Genomic DNA, 17,963 nt, shown 5'->3' with positions numbered 1-17,963 from the left:
CATAGCGCTCACAGCTCTTGACAGCCCTTTCCGGCGGGGCTTATATGTCCGCCATCAGGTCATGCGCATCAGCGTCGATGTCGCGGGACCGAACCTAACGCATACGCACAGAGCAAATGGGCTCTCCCGGGGTTACCCGGGAGGGCCTTTTTTCGTCCCGAAAAAATAACAACAAGAGGTGATACCCATGCGTCACGGCGATATTTCCAGCAGCAACGACACCGTCGGAGTGGCGGTGGTCAACTACAAGATGCCGCGCCTGCACACCGCGGCGGAGGTCCTGGACAACGCCCGGAAGATCGCCGACATGATCGTCGGCATGAAGCAGGGCCTGCCCGGCATGGACCTGGTGGTGTTCCCCGAGTACAGCCTGCAGGGCATCATGTACGATCCGGCGGAGATGATGGAAACCGCGGTGGCGATCCCCGGCGAGGAAACCGAGATATTCTCCCGCGCCTGCCGCAAGGCCAATGTCTGGGGCGTATTCTCCCTCACCGGCGAACGGCACGAGGAGCATCCGCGCAAGGCGCCGTACAACACCCTGGTGCTGATCGACAACAACGGCGAGATCGTCCAGAAGTACCGCAAGATCATTCCCTGGTGCCCCATCGAGGGCTGGTATCCCGGTGGCCAGACCTACGTCAGCGAAGGGCCGAAGGGCATGAAGATCAGCCTGATCATCTGCGACGACGGCAACTACCCGGAAATCTGGCGCGACTGCGCGATGAAGGGCGCCGAGCTGATCGTGCGCTGCCAGGGCTACATGTACCCGGCCAAGGACCAGCAGGTGATGATGGCCAAGGCCATGGCCTGGGCCAACAACTGCTATGTGGCGGTGGCCAACGCCGCCGGCTTCGACGGCGTGTATTCCTACTTCGGCCACTCGGCGATCATCGGCTTCGACGGCCGTACCCTGGGCGAGTGCGGCGAGGAGGAAATGGGTATCCAGTACGCCCAGCTGTCGCTTTCGCAGATCCGCGATGCGCGCGCCAACGATCAGTCGCAGAACCACCTGTTCAAGATCCTCCACCGCGGCTACAGCGGCTTGCAGGCGTCCGGCGACGGTGACCGGGGCCTGGCGGAGTGTCCGTTCGAGTTCTACCGCACCTGGGTCACCGACGCCGAGAAGGCGCGCGACAATGTCGAGCGACTGACCCGCTCGTCCACCGGCGTGGCGCAATGCCCGGTCGGCCGGCTGCCCTACGAGGGACTGGAGAAGGAGGCCTGACGGCAGACGCCGCCAGCCCGGCGTGCCGTCGCGCGGCACGCCGTCTCCGCCATTTCCCCCTGTGGCAGAAGGAGTTTCATCCATGCCTTTTCTGAGCGACATGCTCGACCAGTCCCGCCGGCAGCAGGACGAGGAACAGGCCCTGGCGCGGGAGAATCTCGCCGAGGCGAGTCTGCTCCAGGCCCACCTGAGTCACCGCAGCGCCCTGCACAGCCGCTTCCGTTTCGACCCGGCGGCGGTGATGGACTGCCTGCGCGCCGAGGTACTCGGCCAGGAATCGGCGCTACAGGCCGTCGAGGACATGCTCAAGGTGGTTCGCGCGGACATCGCCGACCCGCGCCGTCCGCTGTTCAGCGCGCTGTTCCTCGGCCCCACCGGGGTCGGCAAGACCGAGATCGTGCGCGCCCTGGCCAGGGCCCTGCACGGCGACGCCGAGGGGTTCTGCCGGGTGGACATGAACACCCTGTCCCAGGAGCACTATGCCGCCGCCCTCACCGGTGCGCCGCCGGGCTACGTCGGGGCGAAGGAGGGCACCACCCTGTTGGAGCAGGACACGCTGGACGGCAGTCCCGGGCGCCCCGGCATCGTTCTCTTCGACGAACTGGAGAAGGCCAGCCCGGAAGTGGTCCATACGTTGCTCAACGTGCTCGACAACGGCCTGCTGCGGGTCGCTTCCGGCGAACGCACCTACCATTTCCGCAATACCCTGGTGTTCATGACCAGCAATCTCTGCGCCCATGAGATCCAGCGCTACGACGAGCGTCGCCAGCGCCTGCCCTGGCGCCTGCTGCCGGTCGGCGGCGAACGCCGGCGGCGGGACATCGACGGGATGGTCCGGGCCCGGCTGCTGAAGACCTTCTCGCCGGAGTTCGTCAATCGTCTCGATAGCGTGGTCACCTTCAACTGGATCGAACGCAACGTCGTCGCGCGCCTGGTCGAGTTGGAGGTGCAGCGGCTCAACCGGCGCCTGGAGAAGCATCGCTGCCGCCTGGAGGCGACCCCGGAGGTGCTGGCGAAGATCGCCCGCGCCGGCTTCGACCGGCAGTTCGGCGCCCGTGCGTTGCGCCGCAGCGTCCGTCATCATCTCGAGGTACCGCTGGCCGAGCATCTGCTCGACCACCACCAGCCGGGCGACGGGAACTGCACGACCTACCTGGCGAGCCTGGAGCACGAGCGGGTTCGCTTCGTGCGGCGCTGAGCGACAGTCACAGGAGAGGAAACGGATGGGATCGCATCAGGAGCGGCCGCTGATCGGCCTGCTGTTCTCCGAAACCGGCGTCACCGCCGATATCGAGCGCTCGCAGCGCTATGGCGCATTGCTCGCGGTCGAGCAACTGAACCGCGAGGGCGGCGTCGGCGGTCGCCCGATCGAAACGCTGTCCCAGGACCCCGGCGGCGATCCGGACCGCTATCGGCTGTGCGCCGAGGACTTCATTCGCAACCGGGGGGTACGGTTCCTCGTGGGCTGCTACATGTCGCACACGCGCAAGGCGGTGATGCCGGTGGTCGAGCGCGCCGACGCGCTGCTCTGCTACCCGACTCCCTACGAGGGCTTCGAGTATTCGCCGAACATCGTCTACGGCGGTCCGGCGCCGAACCAGAACAGTGCGCCGCTGGCGGCGTACCTGATTCGCCACTACGGCGAGCGGGTGGTGTTCATCGGCTCGGACTACATCTATCCGCGGGAAAGCAACCATGTGATGCGCCACCTGTACCGCCAGCACGGCGGCATGGTGCTCAAGGAAATCTACATTCCGCTGTATCCCTCCGACGACGACGTGCAGCGCGCCGTCGAGCGCATCTACCAGGCGCGCGCCGACGTGGTCTTCTCCACCGTGGTGGGCACCGGCACCGCCGAGCTGTATCGCGCCATCGCCCGTCGCTACGGCGATGGCAGGCGGCCGCCGATCGCCAGCCTGACCACCAGCGAGGCGGAGGTGGCGAAGATGGAGAGCGACGTGGCGGAGGGGCAGGTGGTGGTCGCGCCGTACTTCTCCAGCATCGATACGGCCGCCAGCCGCGCCTTCGTCCAGGCCTGCCATGGCTTCTTCCCGGAAAACGCGACCATCACCGCCTGGGCCGAGGCGGCCTACTGGCAGACCTTGCTGCTTGGCCGCGCCGCACAGGCCGCAGGCAGTTGGCGAGTGGAAGACGTGCAGCGGCACCTGTACGACATTTGCATCGACGCGCCGCAGGGGCCGGTCCGGGTGGAGCGCCAGAACAACCACAGCCGCCTGTCTTCGCGCATCGCGGAAATCGATGCGCGCGGCGTGTTCCAGGTCCGCTGGCAGTCGCCCGAACCGATTCGCCCCGATCCTTATGTCGTCGTGCATAACCTCGACGACTGGTCCGCCAGCATGGGCGGGGGAGCGCTCCCATGAGCGCCAACTCGCTGCTTGGCAGCCTGCGCGAGTTGCAGGTGCTGGTACTCAACCCGCCGGGAGAGGTCAGCGACGCCCTGGTCTTGCAACTGATCCGCATCGGTTGTTCGGTACGCCAGTATTGGCCGCCGCCTGAATCTTTCGACGTGCCGGTGGACGTGGTCTTCACCAGCATTTTCCAGAATCGCCACCACGACGAGATCGCTGCGCTGCTCGCCGCCGGAACTCCGCGCACTACCCTGGTGGCGCTGGTGGAGTACGAAAGCCCCGCGGTGCTCTCGCAGATCATCGAACTGGAGTGCCACGGCGTGATCACCCAGCCGCTCGACGCCCACCGGGTGCTGCCTGTGCTGGTATCGGCGCGGCGCATCAGCGAGGAAATGGCGAAGCTGAAGCAGAAGACCGAGCAGCTCCAGGAACGCATTGCCGGCCAGGCCCGGATCAACCAGGCCAAGGCGTTGCTGATGCAGCGCCATGGCTGGGACGAGCGCGAGGCGCACCAGTACCTGTCACGGGAGGCGATGAAGCGACGCGAGCCGATCCTGAAGATCGCCCGGGAGTTGCTGGGAGACGAGCCGTCCGCCTGAGCGATACCGGCCTGTTTTCTGGCAACAGGCTGGGGCATGCCGATGTCGGAACGTTCGTCGAAGCATCTTCCTTGGGTTGCGGCGATTCTCTCCAAGTTCTTCGATTCTGTTTGGGAGTGGATCGTCTTCCGCAGGCGCTCGGGTAGAATTCGAAGCCGCTGTCCAGTGCGACTTTAATATGCCCGGAAGTTCGGTAGCGTTCGGGCGGGAAAGCGCAGGCTTGCCCTGGACAGACGCGGGGGCGGCGCGCCTGCGGGCCGTCGCTGTGCGAAGAGGCGCAGATGAACTGCGGCTCCCGCGGTTAGGGCTTCTCAATATTCCGGAGCTGGGTTTTCCTGCGCATTCATAACAGTTCTGAAATGAAAAGGTATTCGCTCTTCGAGAGTTGCGGAGCAATTCCGAATATAGCGTCGGCAAGCGATTTCCGTTTTTGCAACTTCTGCCTATATTCTGAGCGACTCGCTCTCGACTGAGCGTTTTCCATTGTTCGGCGACATTCCTTTCCCTGTTCGAGGCTCTTAATGAAACGACTTCGAGTTGCCGTTTCCTGCGCGCTGCTGGCGGCGCTGGTGGGTTGTTCCAATGGTCAGGTCAAGCCGGAAAACTACTCGGGCTTCATCGGTGACTATTCGATGCTGGCGCCTGCCACCGCGCCTTCCGGAGCGCCGCTCCTGCGCTGGGTAGACCCGCAGGCGGACGTGCGGCACTACCAGCGGATCTACATCGAGCCCAGCAGGTTCTATCCGGTCCCGAAACCGAACGACAAGGTTTCCGCGAAGACGCTTGCGGACATCACGACCTACTACGATCAGGCATTGCGCCGTGAGCTGGGCAAGAGCCTGCCGCTGGCCAGCGCCCCCGGCCCGGGTATCCTGGTGCTGAAACCGGCGATCACCGCAGTTTCCAGCCATACCCAGGGTCTACGGCCATACGAGGTCATCCCCATCGCGCTGATCGCTGCTGGGATGAGCACGGCGGTCGGGATTCGCGACCAGGATACCCAGATCGCCACCGAGGCCATGCTGCTCGACGGTGGGGACAACAAGGTATTGGCGAAGATGGTGCGCCAGGGCACCGGCAAGGCGCTGGACGATTCCGATCAGCCGATCACGGGAGACGATGTCAAGGCGGTGCTGGACGGTTGGGCGGCCGACATGCGCATGTCGTACGAGAAGACTCTCGGTTCTCGTCGATGACGGTCGGCGGGGAACTGGCTAAGCGTCCCCGCCGCCTTTTCCGACGCTAGCCGAGCGGCCAGTTGATCACCACGACGGCGTCGTTGTAGTCGTTGTCGGTGCTGTCTTCAGAGCCGACCAGGGCGAAGTTCAGCTCATTGGCCAGGATCACCTGTGCCGAAACCAGATCCGAAGAGCGGCCATTGACGCTGACCAGGATCTGCACCTTGCCGCCGCCGCCCGAGTTGAGCACCTTGCTGCCGATGATGCCGTTGTTGGTGCTTTGCCCGGTGAAGGTCGCGACGGTTTCGTTGTTGACCTGCACGTTCACCGTCTGGGTTCCGGCCGAGTTGGCGAAGGCGGTGACGCCGAACTGGGTGTTGGCGGGAAGGGTGAACACTCCTTGTGTTGCCATGATGTATCTCCACTGAATACCTGGCCTGCCTTTTCAGGCAGCCGTCTGGCGCGCGGTATGGCGTGTCGGGAGAGATCCGCAGTCCTTGGCGGCAGGCGATGCGCAGGCAGGAAGGACGCATCGTTCAGCCAATCTACGCCGTCGACCGGGCGCGACCACTGCTAGAGTTCGCAGGAGGGCTACAGGGGGTCCTGGCACTGGCGATGCATGGCCCGGTGCCGGTCTATGGCAGCCGCCTGCCGGCCCGCTCGTTCGATTGTTACGCTGCCTGTAATGATCTATTGCCGATGCCGGCAGGCCAGGGGCGATTGTCTCGAAATATACTGCGTCACCTGGTCGCCGCAGCGGCGACGGCTACCCACTGGCCGTCGTCCGGGTCGCCGGTTCCATCCCGGCCGCGCCAACCCCCGCATTCAGGCCCCGCTGCGGCGACTGCATTCCCGCTGGATTCGAGGCTCGTACCCTATGACTCCCGATCAACGATTTGCCCGTTGGGTTCAAGTCGCTATCGCGGTATTCGTGTTGCTGTTCGTCTACTTCCTGGTCGCCGACCTGTGGATGCCGCTCACCCCGCAGGCCCAGTTGACCCGGCCGGTGGTGCGCGTCGCGCCGCGTGTCAGCGGTCAGGTCGCCGAGGTGCTGGTGTCCAACAACGGCCACGTGCAGCCCGGCGAAGTGTTGTTCCGCCTCGATCCCGAGCCGTTCCAACTGGCCGTGCGCCAGGCCGAACTGGCACTGGAGGAAGCCGAGCGCACCAACCGCGAGCTGGATGCCGCCATCGCCTCGGCCAAGGCCGACCTCCTGGCCGCGCGCAGCAGCGCCGGCGAGCTGGACAGCGAGGCGCGCCGCACCGCCCAACTGGTGCAGCGCCACCATGTGTCGCAGCAGATGCACGAGCAGGTCAGCGCCCAGGCCCAGGCCGCCCGTGCCCGGGTCGCCGCGGCCCAGGCGCGGATCGGCGAGCTGACCGCGCGACGCGGCACGGCCGGCGAGGACAACCTGCGCCTGCGCCAGGCGCGTAACGCCCTGGCCCAGGCCCGTCTGCAACTGCAATACAGCAGCGTCCGGGCCGACCGCGCCGGGACCCTGAGCAACCTGCAACTGACCCCGGGCACCTACGTTCCGGCCGGTACGCCGGTGGCGGCGCTGGTGGACGACCGCATCGACATCGTCGCCGACTTCCGCGAGAAATCGCTGCGCTACGTGCGCCCTGGCGACCGTGCGGCGGTGGTGTTCGACGCGCGTCCCGGCGAAGTGTTCGGCGCGCGGGTGGCGGCCATCGACGCCGGGGTCAAGGAGGGCCAGCTGGACGCCAACGGCGACCTCGCCGCGCCGGTCACCTCCGACCGCTGGGTCCGCGACGCTCAGCGCCAGCGCCTGCACGTGGTGCTCGACGAACTTCCCGAAGGCTTGCTGCCCACCGGTGCCAAGGCCACCGTGCAGCTGTATCCCGGCGACGGCCTGAGCCACCTGCTCGGTCGCGCGCAGATCGTCGCCATCAGCCTGCTGCACTACGTCTACTGACGCCATGCCGGCCAAGCTCGCGATGTCCGCCAACGACCTGCGTCAGTGCCTGCGCATCGCCGGCGGCGGCACCCTGGGGTTCTTCGTCTGCAAGCTGATGAACTGGGACTACGGCTCGTTCTTCGGCGTCTACCCGATGCTGCTGCTCGGCCTGACGCCGGTGATCAACCTGCACATCGTCCGCCAGTTCCTCGCCAACTCGGTGGTGATCAGCGTCGAGGTACTGGTGCTATACGGGTTGTTCGGCGACCGGCCGCTGCTGATGACGCCTATCGTCTTCGGCCTCTTCGTCTACCGCTTCGCCCTGATGGCGCGCGGCCCGCTGTTCTTCTTCGGCGCACTGAGTTCGGTGTTCCTCTCGATGCTGCTGCACTTTGCCAGCTATCCGGACGTCGATCTGTTCGACATGCTCGCCAGCAACATGGTCGCCACCTGGCTGACGGTGGCCATCGCCGTGCTGATGTTCTACCTGTTCCCCGACGTCGAACCGCGGCCGCCGCGCCAGGCGCCGGCCAAGGATGCCCCCAGCCGGCGCCACGAGACGCTGCTCGGGGCCACGGTGGCGACCCTGTCCTTCGTGGTCTTCCAGACCTTCGACCTGAAGGACTCGCTGTCGGCGCAGATCGCCTCGATCCTGGTGTTGTTCCCCATGCACTGGAAGGGCGTGCACTTCGCCGGGCGCATCCGCGCCCTCGGTACGCTGCTCGGCTGTGCGCTGGCGGTGGGCTTGCAGGTGCTGCTCTACGATCACTACGACATCCTGCCCTTCGTCGCCCTGTTGCTGTGGATCTCGGCGATGTTCTGCGCGCGCATCCACATGCTGGAGAACGGCGTACCGGGGATCGGTTTCGGCGCGCTGACCACCCTGGCGATCGTCCTCGGCCAGTACCTGACGCCGACCCACGACATGATGTACAGCGTGCTCTACCGATTTACCTCGGTGTGCTTCGCGGTGCTGATCACGCTGATGACGGTGCTGGTGATCCACCTGTTCCTCAACCGCTTCGCCGCCACCCGGCACTACAGCCACTGAGGCCTCAGGCGCGCCGGCCCGGCCAGTTGACCAGCGCGACGCCGAGCATCACCAGCAGCATGCCGCCGATCGCCGCCAGCGCCAGGCGCTCGTCGAACAGCAGCCAGGAGGCCAGCGCGGTCACTGGCGGCACCAGGTAGAACAGGCTCGCCACCTTCGACGCGGCGCCATGCCGGATCAGCGTGTAGAGCAGGCCGACGGCGCCGAACGAGAGTCCCAGCACCAGCCAGCCGAGGGTCAGCACGAACGGCGTGCTCCACTGCACCTCGCGGCTTTCGAAAAGCAGCGCGGCGAGGCCGAGCAGGGCGCCGCTGGCCAGGTACTGGACGACGCCGCCGGTGCGCAGGTCCATGCCGCCGCAGAAGCGCTTCTGGTACAGCGTGCCGCAGGTGATCGCCGCCAGCGCCACCAGCACCGCGGCCCAGGCCAGGCCGTCGGCGCCACCGTGGATGCGGCCGAGCACCACCAGGGCTACGCCAGCCAGGCCGAGCGCCAGTCCCAGCCATTGCCGGCGGCTGACCCGCTCGCCGAGCCAGATGCCGGCCAGGGCCGCGGTAGCCAGCGGTTGCAGGCCGACCAACAGGGAGGTCAGGCCGGCCGACATGCCGTGCTCGATGGCGAGGAACACCCCGCCCAGGTACAGGCCATGGACCAGCAGGCCGGCGACCGCGACATGCCCGGCCAGCCGTGCCGAGCCCGGCCAGGGCGCACGGCTGAGCAGGGCGAAGGCGGCCAGCAGGGCGGCCGCGAGGAGCAGGCGGATGGCCAGGAAGGTGAAGGGCTCGGCGTACGGCAGGCCGAACTTGGCGCCGAGGAATCCAGTGCTCCAGAGCAGCACGAAGAGCAGCGGCATGCCGCTGCCGAGCCAGGCGGGTGTGCGCATGCAAGGTCCTCGTCGGGAGGTGGCGGGACGGTCGTGGCGCCCCGCGCGTGTCGGTGTCAGTCCAGCAGCGAGCGGCCTCGCTCCAGGTAGGCGCGCATTTCCGTCTCGGGCACCATGCCGCCGCCGGTGGCCCAGACCAGGTGGGTGGCATTGGCCAAGCGCGCCGAGGTCAGCCCCATGCGTTCGCGATAGCCCTGCGGCTCACGGGTGACCCGGGCGATGCCCGGCGCGCCGGCCAGGGCCGAGGGTTCCAGGCGGATGCCCTGGCTGCGCTCGAGCAACGCGAGCAGGCGGAACAGTTCGTCGTCGTCCACCGTGTAGTAGCCGTCGAGCAGGCGCTGCATGGCGCGGCCGACGAAACCCGACGGACGCCCCACCGCCAGGCCATCGGCGGCGGTGCGGTTGTCGATGCCGAAGTCCTGCACCGAAACCTGCTCGTGGCGGCCGGTATAGACGCCGAGGAACATGCAGGGCGAGTGGGTCGGCTCGGCGAACAGGCAGTGCACCGCGTCGCCGAACGCCAGCTTGAGGCCGAAGGCCACGCCGCCGGGACCGCCGCCGACCCCGCAGGGCAGGTGGACGAACAGCGGGTGCTCGCTGTCGACGCGGATGCCGGCGGCGTCCAGCTGGCCGCGCAGTCGCTCGGCGGCGACGGCGTAGCCGAGGAACAGGTCGCGGGAGTTTTCGTCGTCGACGAAATGGGTGTAGGGATCGCCGGCCGCTTCGCGGCGGCCCTGTTCCACCGCGACACTGTAGTCGGAGGCGTACTCCACCACCGTCACGCCGTGGGCGCGCAGCTTGTCCTTCTTCCACTGGCGGGCGTCGGCGGACATGTGCACGCTGGCCTGGAAGCCCAGCGCGGCGCCGATGATGCCGATGGAAAGGCCCAGGTTGCCGGTGGAGCCCACGGCTATCCGGTGGCGGGCGAAGAATGCCCGGCAATCCGCCTCGGCCAGCCGCGAGTAGTCGTCGTCGAGGCCGACCAGGCCGTGCTCCAGGGCCAGGCGCTCGGCATGGGCGAGCACTTCATAGATGCCGCCGCGGGCCTTGATCGAGCCGGAGATCGGCAGGTGGCTATCGCGTTTCAGCCAGAGCCGGCCGGGCAGTTCGGCGGCGTAATGCTGGCGCAGGGCATCGTGGAAGGCGGCGACCTCGACCAGGTCGGACTCGATGATGCCGCCGCTGGCGGCGGTTTCCGGAAACAGCCGGGCGATCAGCGGGGCGAAGCGCTGCAGGCGGGCGCTGGCGTCGGCCACGTCGGCGGCGCCGAGGCCGACGTCGGCCAGGGCTTCGGCGCTCGGCGCGATGGCTGGGTTGAACCACTCGCTCGGGCGCAGGGCGATCAGGTCGGCCAGGCGCGGGAATTCGGCGAGCCAGTCGGCCTTGGGTGTTCCGAGAATCAACGGCAGTACTCCTGTGGCGGGTAGGGCGGCGAAGGCACAGAGGATATACGCCTGGCCGGCGTTTTTCCTCGTACCCGGCAGGCAAGGCAGAACGCCTCTGCGGCGAAAGGCTTTGCACACGCGAGAATGTGCCGCATGCTTGATATCTTGAACAAGCGATGCGTATTTTGTACGCGGCCGCCGCCCGGTGCGGCATCCGCGATACCAACAAGGATAAGAAGTCATGACTATCGAAGGCCAAGGCTCACTCGCCGAACGGCTGGCTGGAGTTGAAGAAATCGAATGTGTCACCCCCGACCTCAACGGGGTGCCGCGCGGCAAGGTGATGACCGGCGAGGGCTTCCTCAGCGGCCGGCGCCTGCAGCTCGCCCGTGGCGTGCTGCTGCAATGCATCATGGGCGGCTACCCGCCGGCGCGCTTCTATGGCAGCGACGATGGCGACCTGGCGCTGGTCGCCGAGCCGACCCAGGTCCATCGCCTGCCCTGGAGCAACACTCCGCGCGCCTTCGCCATCTGCGATGCGCAGGAACTGGATGGCTCGCCGTCCGGGCTGTCCACCCGCGGCCTGCTCAAGCAGGTGGTGGCGCGCTACGCCGCCCACGGCTGGCAACCGGTGGTGGCCACCGAACTGGAATTCTTCGTCTTCGCCCCGAACACCGATCCCAACGAGCCGTTCCAGGCCCCGCTGGGGCCGGATGGCCGGCGCGAGCTGGGCTATTCGGCCTTCAGCGTGTCTTCCAACAACGGCCTGCGGCCGTTCTTCGAGGACGTCTACCGCTGCATGGATGCGCTGGGCCTGGTGCGCGACACCTTCATGCACGAGATGGGCACCAGCCAGTTCGAGATCAACTTCCTGCATGGCGACCCGGTCCTGCTGGCCGACCAGACCTTCCTGTTCAAGCACCTGCTCAAGGAGGTCGCGCTCAAGCACGGCCTGATCGTGGTGTGCATGGCCAAGCCGCTGGCGAAGACGCCGGGCAGCTCGATGCACATCCACCAGAGCATCGTCGAACTGGACGGCGGGCGAAACATCTTCAGCGAAGCCGATGGCGAGCCTTCCGCCGCGTTCCGCCACTTCATCGGCGGCCAGCAGGCCTGCCTGGCGGACTTCACGCCCTTCTTCGCGCCGCACGTGAACTCCTTCCAGCGCCTCTGCCATCCCTACGCATCGCCGAACAACGCCTGCTGGTCTCACGACAACCGCGCCGCCGGCCTGCGCATCCCGGCCAGCGGAGCCTCCGCGCGGCGCGTCGAGAATCGCCTGCCGGGCGCCGACGCCAACCCTTACCTGGCCATCGCCGCCAGCCTGGCCGCCGGACTCTACGGCCTGGAGCACGAACTGGAGCCGAGCCCGGCGATCCAGGGCGAGTTCGAGGTACCGGAGGAACTGACCCTGCCCTGCACCATGTACGATGCCCTGCGGCGCCTGAAAGGCAGCGCGCTGGCGCGCGAACTGTTCGGCAGCGAGTTCGTCGAAGGCTACGTGGCGACCAAGAGCATGGAGCTGACCAGCTTCTTCGACGAGATCAGCCCCTGGGAGCGTCGTGTCCTGGCAGCCCAGGCCTGATCCACCGTGGTACTTTCCTAGCCCTGTGTCACCCCCTGCCGCCTCGCGGCGGCAGGGTCGTGGTGTCGGGTGCCGGCTTCGGCATCCCGCGTCCTGTCCCGGGGCCTCCCCGGGACTCCAACGCTGTGCGAGCCGGGCAGTCCGCGAGCGGCGCCGGCTCCCTTGTACGGGACCGGAGGTCCGATGCGGCGGATTTTCTTCTCTTTTCGCGCTCTCTATTTCGCTACCCTGCTGATGCTCACCGGCTCCGGCCTGCTCAGCACCTACCTGGCGCTGCGCCTGGCGGCGGACAAGGTCGACGGCCTGTGGGTCGGCGCGCTGATGGCAGCCAACTACTTCGGCCTGGTGCTGGGCGGCAAGGTCGGTCACCGGCTGATCGCCCGGGTCGGCCACATCCGCGCCTACGTCGCCTGCGCCGGGGTGGTCACCGCCGCGGTCCTCGGCCATGGCCTGCTGCCCTGGCTGCCGGCGTGGATCGCCTTGCGCATGGTGATGGGCCTGGGCCTGATGTGCCAGTACATGGTGATCGAGAGCTGGCTCAACGAGCAGGCCGATGCCAGCCAGCGCGGCGCGGTGTTCGGCGGCTACATGGCGGCTTCCTACCTGGGCCTGGTGCTCGGCCAGATGATCCTGGTGGCGCATCCGCAACTGGGGCCGGAATTGCTGATGCTGGTGGCCTTCTGCTTCGCCCTGTGCCTGGTGCCGCTGGCCCTGACCCACAAGATCCACCCCGCGGCGCTGCGCCCGGCGCCGCTCGAACCGCGCTTCTTCATCCGCCGGGTGCCGCAGTCGCTGACCACCGTATTGGTCTCGGGGCTGGTGGTCGGCTCCTTCTATGGCCTGGCGCCGCTGTACGCCAACCAGTTGGGGCTGCCCAACGAGCAGGTCGGCCTGTACATGGGCGCCTGCATCTTCGCCGGGCTGCTGGTGCAGTGGCCGCTCGGCTGGCTGTCCGACCGTCGCGACCGCGCCTGGCTGATCCGCGCCTGCGCCATCCTGCTGTGCCTGTTCGCCTTGCCGCTGGCATTGTTGCAACAGATGCCACTGGCGTTGCTGCTGGCCCTGGGAATCGCCGCGAGCATGTTGCAGTTCACCCTCTATCCGCTGGCAGTGGCCTTTTCCAACGACCACGTGGAGACCGAGCGACGGGTTTCGCTAACGGCCATGCTGCTGGTGACCTTCGGCGTCGGCGCCTGCATCGGGCCGCTGGCGGCCGGCGCGCTGATGCGGCTGTTTGGCGCTAACATGCTATATGCGTTCGTCAGCGCCTGCGCGCTGATCCTGGTCTGGCGGGTCCATCCGGAGAAGGTCAGCGGCCTGCACCGGGTCGACGACGCGCCGCTGCACCACGTGCCGACCCCGGACAACATGACCAGCTCCCCGCTGGTCGCGGCGCTCGACCCGCGGGTAGACGAACAGGCGGTGCAGGAACAGATGGTCGATGGCGAGCCCGACGCGCCGCAGGCCGACGGCGCGATGCAGAACTGAATTCCGCTCGCCGCGGGAGCCGATAGGCAGGAGAGGTTGCGATGAGTCCGACGCTTTCCCTTCACCTGATGGTGCGCAACCTGCCGCCTGGGCAGCGGCGGCCGAAGATCGCCCAGGCCATCGGCGAGGAGAGCGCGGGACGCTTGCAGCGGGTATTGCTGGAACGCGCCCTGCGCCTGCCCGATCGCGGTTTCAGTGCCCGCATCCTCTGGTTCGACGACGATCTGGACAGCGATCTGCAGGCGCTGGCGGTGGCGTTGGGCTGGAGCCTGATGAGCCAGCCGGCCGGCGATCCCGGCGAGCGCATGCGGCGTATCGCGGCGCTAGGGTTGGCGGAAAGCGAGGCGGTACTGCTGATTCGGCACGACTGCCCGGTGCTGGACGGCGACTACCTGGAAGCGGCCTGCACCGCCCTGGGCCGCCACCAGGCGGTGCTGGGGCCGGTGGAGCGGGGCGGCTACGCGCTGCTCGGCCTGACCCGGGTCGACCCGCTGTTGTTCGAAGCGATGCCCTGGGGCGGAGACCGCCTGCTGGCGCTGACCTGCGAGCGTCTCCGGCAACTGGGCTGGGAGCATCACCTGCTGCCGGCGCTCTGGGACGTCGACCGTCCCGAGGACCTGCCGCGCCTGGCGGCGCTGGGAGTGGTCCTGTGAGACTCAGAACAGTTCGTCTTTCTCGAAGCGCCGGGCTTCGCGTTGCAACTGGTAGACGAAGCGATCCACCTGGCGCTGGGCGAGGCCGCTCATCTCGCTGAAGCGGACGCCGGCGAAGGTCGCGTCGAGCTTTTCGTCGAAACGCACGTGACGCAGTTCGATCGCGCTGCTGATCGCGCCCTGTGGCAACTGGGCGCTGAAGTCTTCGTAGATCTCGCCGGGATGCAGGCGTTCGGCGACATTGCCGGCGAAGCGCAGCTTGGCGCCGGTGGCGGAGATATCCAGCAGTTGTCCGCTCAGCGGCGCGCGGAGTTTCTCCCCGGCGATTTCCGCGGCGATCGGCTGGCTCTGCTTGATGCTGGCGCGGTAGGCGTTGCGGCGCTGGTGGTAGAGCACTTCGGCGGGAAGGGCGGCCCAGTAGCAGGGGACGCCGTCGTGTTCGCCGAACTGCACCGGGCGCTCGCATTCCCAGGCGATACGCACGCCTTCGTGGAAGGCTTCGACGCGAAACGCCTCGCCATTCTGCAGGAAACGTTCGCCGGTGTTGGGGAGAGTTCGTCCAGCGCGACCATCCCGCGGTCGCGGTCGATGTCCACCAGGAAGCTCTGGAAGCGCTGGTTGCGATCGGCAAAGGTGATCAGCAGGGAGTCGCGGCTATCCTGCAGCAGGCGCAGGTTGGCCTGGATTTCCACGGGGGCCTTGAGCACCTTCGGGGGTTGCGGCCCCGCTTCTTCGACGAACGGGTTGGGCACCTTCAATGCTCTCCTGGGGCACGAATGCCTCAATGATAGCACTGTGCCTTGATACGTGTGCTGGTCGGGTTCAGGCCTGGCTGAGCGGGCGTTGCCGGCTGCTCGAGGCGGTGCCGCCGCGGCTGTCGTACAGGCTAGGGGCGTCCTGGCCGCGGAGGATGTTCAGCAGGCTGCCGGTGGAAGCCTGGTTGGCGCGGATGATCCGCCCGTTGCGCAGGTTGGCCTGCTGGCAACGCTCCAGCAGTTCGCCCAGTTCGTCGCCGCGCGCCAGCAGCTCGGCGCCATCCGCGCGCTCGCGGGCGTAGCGGGCAAGGCCTTCGCGGTCGAGGGAAACGCCGGCTTCGCGGAGGATTTCCGCGCGGGCCCGGCCATTTCGCTCCAGTTGCTGCATCAGTGGCTGCTTGGCCCCGAGAAGCTGTTGCAGGACCGGCAGCTCGCGCCGTTCCAGGGCCTGGAATTCTTCGTCGACCAACTGCAGGAGTTGGCTGGCGTGGCCGATATCCTCGGCGAACAGATCGAGCAGGGTAGGGGAGTCAGGCATCTCGGGCTCGGGAGTTCATTCGGCGTCCAATGTCCTCCAGCGCGTCCTTCGAGGTCAGCGCTGGGATTCGAAGTCGAGCAGCTTGCTGGCAACACGCTCGCTGTCGACCTGATAAGTGCCATCGGCGATCGCTTGCTTGATCCGGGCAACCTTATCGTTGTCGACCACCGGCAGGGTCTGCAGCTGGTCCGTGACTTTCTGCATGTTCTGGGCGGTTTCGCTGATCTGCACCGACTCGCCGCTCTTCGGAGCGGAAGTCGCGGCCTGGCCTGCCTTGTCGGCGCCAGTGGCGTCGGGACGCCCCGCGGCGGTGCTGCCGGTACGGCCGGTGGTGGCTGGCGTGCTGCCGGGATTCAGCCGGTTGAAGTCGATGACCATGGTTGTAAACCTCGAAGGTATTGGACGCTTGCCTAGCTTTTCGGCGAAGGCTTGAAAAACTTTAGGACTTATTTTCGTGCGTCGTTTCCCAGTTTAGAGAAACCCGCCGGGGTAGCGCCAGCGCTACCGGCCACGGCTTTCCCTCTACATATTCACCTCGACCGTGCCGGGCTCTATCACGCGGGCCTTGATCACCCGCTGCGAGCGCAGGTTGCGCACGCGGATCTGCTGGCCCGGGGCGCCATCGGACAGCGCCTCGCCGGGCATCTTGACGTTGATGGTGGCGGTGCGCGCGAGGATCACCACCTGATCGCCCTTGCGCACGGCTTCGGCCTGCTCGAGGAAGACCGGCGCCAGCACCTGGTCGTTGACCACCGGTCGGCGCAGTTTCTGCCCGACGACGCGGGCCGGATCGGTCAGGTAGCCCTGGGTCAGCAGGCCGACGTCGCGCTCGACCAGGGCAATGTCGGCATCCTCCAGCACGTGCGCGCGCTTGAGCGGCTGCACCGCGACCACCACCTGGCGGAACAGTTTCACCTGCGCCGGCATGAAGATGGTCCAGGGCGCACTGCCTTCGCAACCGATGCGCACGGTGACCCTGCCGATCGGTTGTGCCGGACTTTCCTGGCTGAGCGTCAAGTCCCTGTCGCATTCGGCCAGGCGCAAGCGCGGGTCGACGCGATTGACCTGAATCTGGTAGCGCCCGTCGAGTCCGCTATTCTGCAGATATTCTTCTACCTTGAATTCAAGAAACCCCTGGGTGGAGCCGATAAGTACCTCGGGAGCGGTAAAACCCTGGGCCTGGCTGTTGTTAGCCGCGCACAGGTAGCCGAGCCCGAGCAAAACGGGTAAAAACCGTAGAGAAGTATGGCTACGGGCCATTATTCGTCGAAAAACTGTCGTTGCCTGTTTCATGCAACGGGTTAAGCAATGGTCGTGCCGGAGTCCGGTACGACCGTCTGAGGGGAGCGCCAATGGCCGGTGTTTTGGATTCAGTCAACCAGCGCACGCAGTTGGTCGGACAGAACCGTCTGGAGCTGCTTCTGTTCCGTCTGGACGGTAACCAGCTCTACGGCATCAACGTGTTCAAGGTGAAAGAGGTGTTGCAATGCCCGCGCCTGACGGTGATGCCCAAGTCCAGCCCGGTGGTGCGCGGGGTGGCGAACATCCGCGGAGGCACCATTCCGATCCTCGACCTGGCGCTGGCCACCGGCCGCCGCGGGTTGCAGGACCTGACCAACAGCTTCGCGATCATCACCGAGTACAACACCAAGGTGCAGGGCTTCCTGGTGCGCTCGGTGGAGCGCATCGTCAACATGAACTGGGAAGAGATCCATCCGCCACCCAAGGGCGCCGGCCGCGAGCATTACCTGACCGCGGTGACCCGGGTGGACAAGCAGTTGGTGGAAATCATCGACGTGGAAAAAGTGCTCGCGGAGGTCGCACCGACGTCCGAGGAAGTGTCCCACGGAGTGGTGGACGCCGAGACCCAGAGCCGCGCGGTGACCAAACGGGTGCTGGTGGTGGACGATTCGTCGGTGGCGCGCAAGCAGGTGACCCGTTGCCTGGAGGCGGTCGGCGTGGAAATGACCGCGCTCAACGACGGGCGCCAGGCCCTGGAGTACCTGCAGAACATGCTCGCCGAGGGACGGCGTCCGGAAGACGAGCTGCTGATGCTGATCTCCGACATCGAAATGCCGGAAATGGACGGTTATACCCTGACGGCGGAAATCCGTAGCGATCCCCGCCTGCAGAAACTGCACATTCTCTTGCATACTTCGTTGTCCGGGGTCTTCAACCAGGCGATGGTGAAGAAGGTCGGTGCGGACGACTTCCTCGCCAAGTTCCGTCCGGACGATCTGGCGGCGCGGGTGGTGGAGCGGATCAAGGCGGTGGACGCGGGCTGAGCGATCGGCCCTCGACAACAATGTGAATACGGGCGACCGGCTGCGTTC

17 protein-coding genes and 1 pseudogene are annotated in these 17,963 nt (G+C 66.7%); 11 read left to right on the top strand and 7 right to left on the bottom strand.

From position 1 onward, the window contains the following. The first annotated feature begins 187 nt into the window (after positions 1 to 187). From FFS27_RS02620 to FFS27_RS02600, 5 genes are all read left to right on the top strand, one after another. Positions 188 to 1,228, top strand: coding sequence for an aliphatic amidase (locus FFS27_RS02620; RefSeq protein ID WP_021265099.1), 1,041 nt, complete (start codon positions 188 to 190; stop codon positions 1,226 to 1,228). 82 nt (positions 1,229 to 1,310) lie between these two features. Continuing rightward, complete coding sequence (locus tag FFS27_RS02615) at positions 1,311 to 2,426, top strand: AAA family ATPase (RefSeq protein ID WP_021265098.1); 1,116 nt, start codon at positions 1,311 to 1,313, stop codon at positions 2,424 to 2,426. A 25-nt stretch (positions 2,427 to 2,451) separates the two neighbouring features. Beyond that, positions 2,452 to 3,609 (top strand): aliphatic amidase expression-regulating protein AmiC, encoded by a 1,158-nt coding sequence (gene amiC, locus FFS27_RS02610; RefSeq protein WP_021265097.1) that lies wholly within the window; start codon positions 2,452 to 2,454, stop codon positions 3,607 to 3,609. Next, a complete protein-coding gene (gene amiR, locus FFS27_RS02605; RefSeq protein ID WP_021265096.1) occupies positions 3,606 to 4,196 on the top strand; it encodes a transcriptional antitermination factor AmiR in 591 nt (196 codons plus the stop codon). The genes amiC and amiR overlap by 4 nt, the downstream gene beginning before the upstream one ends. A 521-nt stretch (positions 4,197 to 4,717) precedes the next feature. Further along, complete coding sequence (locus FFS27_RS02600) at positions 4,718 to 5,392, top strand: DUF3313 domain-containing protein (RefSeq protein ID WP_015502570.1); 675 nt, start codon at positions 4,718 to 4,720, stop codon at positions 5,390 to 5,392. A 46-nt stretch (positions 5,393 to 5,438) separates the two neighbouring features. Here the strand turns inward: FFS27_RS02600 and FFS27_RS02595 are convergent, their stop codons facing one another. Next, a complete protein-coding gene (locus FFS27_RS02595) occupies positions 5,439 to 5,786 on the bottom strand; it encodes a fucose-binding lectin II (RefSeq protein WP_003091745.1) in 348 nt (115 codons plus the stop codon). 465 nt (positions 5,787 to 6,251) lie between these two features. Between FFS27_RS02595 and FFS27_RS02590 the strand changes: the two genes are divergently transcribed. Beyond that, positions 6,252 to 7,310 (top strand): HlyD family secretion protein, encoded by a 1,059-nt coding sequence (locus FFS27_RS02590; protein WP_003091742.1) that lies wholly within the window; start codon positions 6,252 to 6,254, stop codon positions 7,308 to 7,310. Between the two features lie 22 nt (positions 7,311 to 7,332). Then, entirely contained in the window at positions 7,333 to 8,343 is a 1,011-nt protein-coding gene (locus FFS27_RS02585) for a DUF2955 domain-containing protein (protein ID WP_003119630.1), read from the top strand. Positions 8,344 to 8,347: 4 nt separating this feature from the next. Here the strand turns inward: FFS27_RS02585 and FFS27_RS02580 are convergent, their stop codons facing one another. Next, complete coding sequence (locus tag FFS27_RS02580) at positions 8,348 to 9,226, bottom strand: DMT family transporter (protein WP_023100895.1); 879 nt, start codon at positions 9,224 to 9,226, stop codon at positions 8,348 to 8,350. A 56-nt stretch (positions 9,227 to 9,282) separates the two neighbouring features. Beyond that, positions 9,283 to 10,629 carry a D-serine ammonia-lyase gene (dsdA, locus tag FFS27_RS02575; RefSeq protein WP_003091739.1) on the bottom strand — a complete coding sequence of 449 codons (1,347 nt, stop codon included), beginning with the start codon at positions 10,627 to 10,629 and terminating at the stop codon, positions 9,283 to 9,285. A gap of 325 nt (positions 10,630 to 10,954) precedes the next feature. On the opposite strand from dsdA, the gene FFS27_RS02570 reads away from it, so the two are divergent. From FFS27_RS02570 to FFS27_RS02560, 3 genes are all read left to right on the top strand, one after another. Further along, a complete protein-coding gene (locus tag FFS27_RS02570; RefSeq protein WP_003138264.1) occupies positions 10,955 to 12,196 on the top strand; it encodes a glutamine synthetase family protein in 1,242 nt (413 codons plus the stop codon). 183 nt (positions 12,197 to 12,379) lie between these two features. Next, positions 12,380 to 13,684 carry an MFS transporter gene (locus FFS27_RS02565; protein WP_003091737.1) on the top strand — a complete coding sequence of 435 codons (1,305 nt, stop codon included), beginning with the start codon at positions 12,380 to 12,382 and terminating at the stop codon, positions 13,682 to 13,684. 41 nt (positions 13,685 to 13,725) lie between these two features. Then, positions 13,726 to 14,337, top strand: coding sequence for a TIGR04282 family arsenosugar biosynthesis glycosyltransferase (locus FFS27_RS02560; RefSeq protein ID WP_003109303.1), 612 nt, complete (start codon positions 13,726 to 13,728; stop codon positions 14,335 to 14,337). A gap of 3 nt (positions 14,338 to 14,340) precedes the next feature. Here FFS27_RS02560 and flgZ read toward each other — a convergent pair. The 4 genes and pseudogenes from flgZ to flgA form a co-directional block, all read right to left on the bottom strand. Next, positions 14,341 to 15,131, bottom strand: a pseudogene (flgZ, locus tag FFS27_RS02555) (flagellar brake protein FlgZ). A 28-nt stretch (positions 15,132 to 15,159) separates the two neighbouring features. Then, entirely contained in the window at positions 15,160 to 15,630 is a 471-nt protein-coding gene (locus FFS27_RS02550; RefSeq protein WP_003091733.1) for a flagella synthesis protein FlgN, read from the bottom strand. 54 nt (positions 15,631 to 15,684) lie between these two features. Next, the gene (gene flgM, locus FFS27_RS02545) at positions 15,685 to 16,008 is read right to left on the bottom strand and encodes a flagellar biosynthesis anti-sigma factor FlgM (RefSeq protein WP_003098742.1); all 324 of its coding nucleotides are present in this window, start codon (positions 16,006 to 16,008) and stop codon (positions 15,685 to 15,687) included. A gap of 144 nt (positions 16,009 to 16,152) precedes the next feature. Continuing rightward, positions 16,153 to 16,851, bottom strand: a complete 699-nt coding sequence (gene flgA / locus FFS27_RS02540; RefSeq protein ID WP_003091731.1) for a flagellar basal body P-ring formation chaperone FlgA — start codon at positions 16,849 to 16,851, stop codon at positions 16,153 to 16,155. A 131-nt stretch (positions 16,852 to 16,982) separates the two neighbouring features. Between flgA and FFS27_RS02535 the strand changes: the two genes are divergently transcribed. Further along, entirely contained in the window at positions 16,983 to 17,915 is a 933-nt protein-coding gene (locus tag FFS27_RS02535; protein WP_003091730.1) for a chemotaxis protein CheV, read from the top strand. Positions 17,916 to 17,963 lie beyond the last annotated feature (48 nt).

It is taken from the genome of Pseudomonas sp. 2VD, from assembly GCF_005503585.1.
Taxonomy (GTDB): domain Bacteria; phylum Pseudomonadota; class Gammaproteobacteria; order Pseudomonadales; family Pseudomonadaceae; genus Pseudomonas; species Pseudomonas aeruginosa.
Note: the sequence above shows the minus strand (reverse complement) of the source record. Positions and strands in the feature narration are given on the sequence as shown.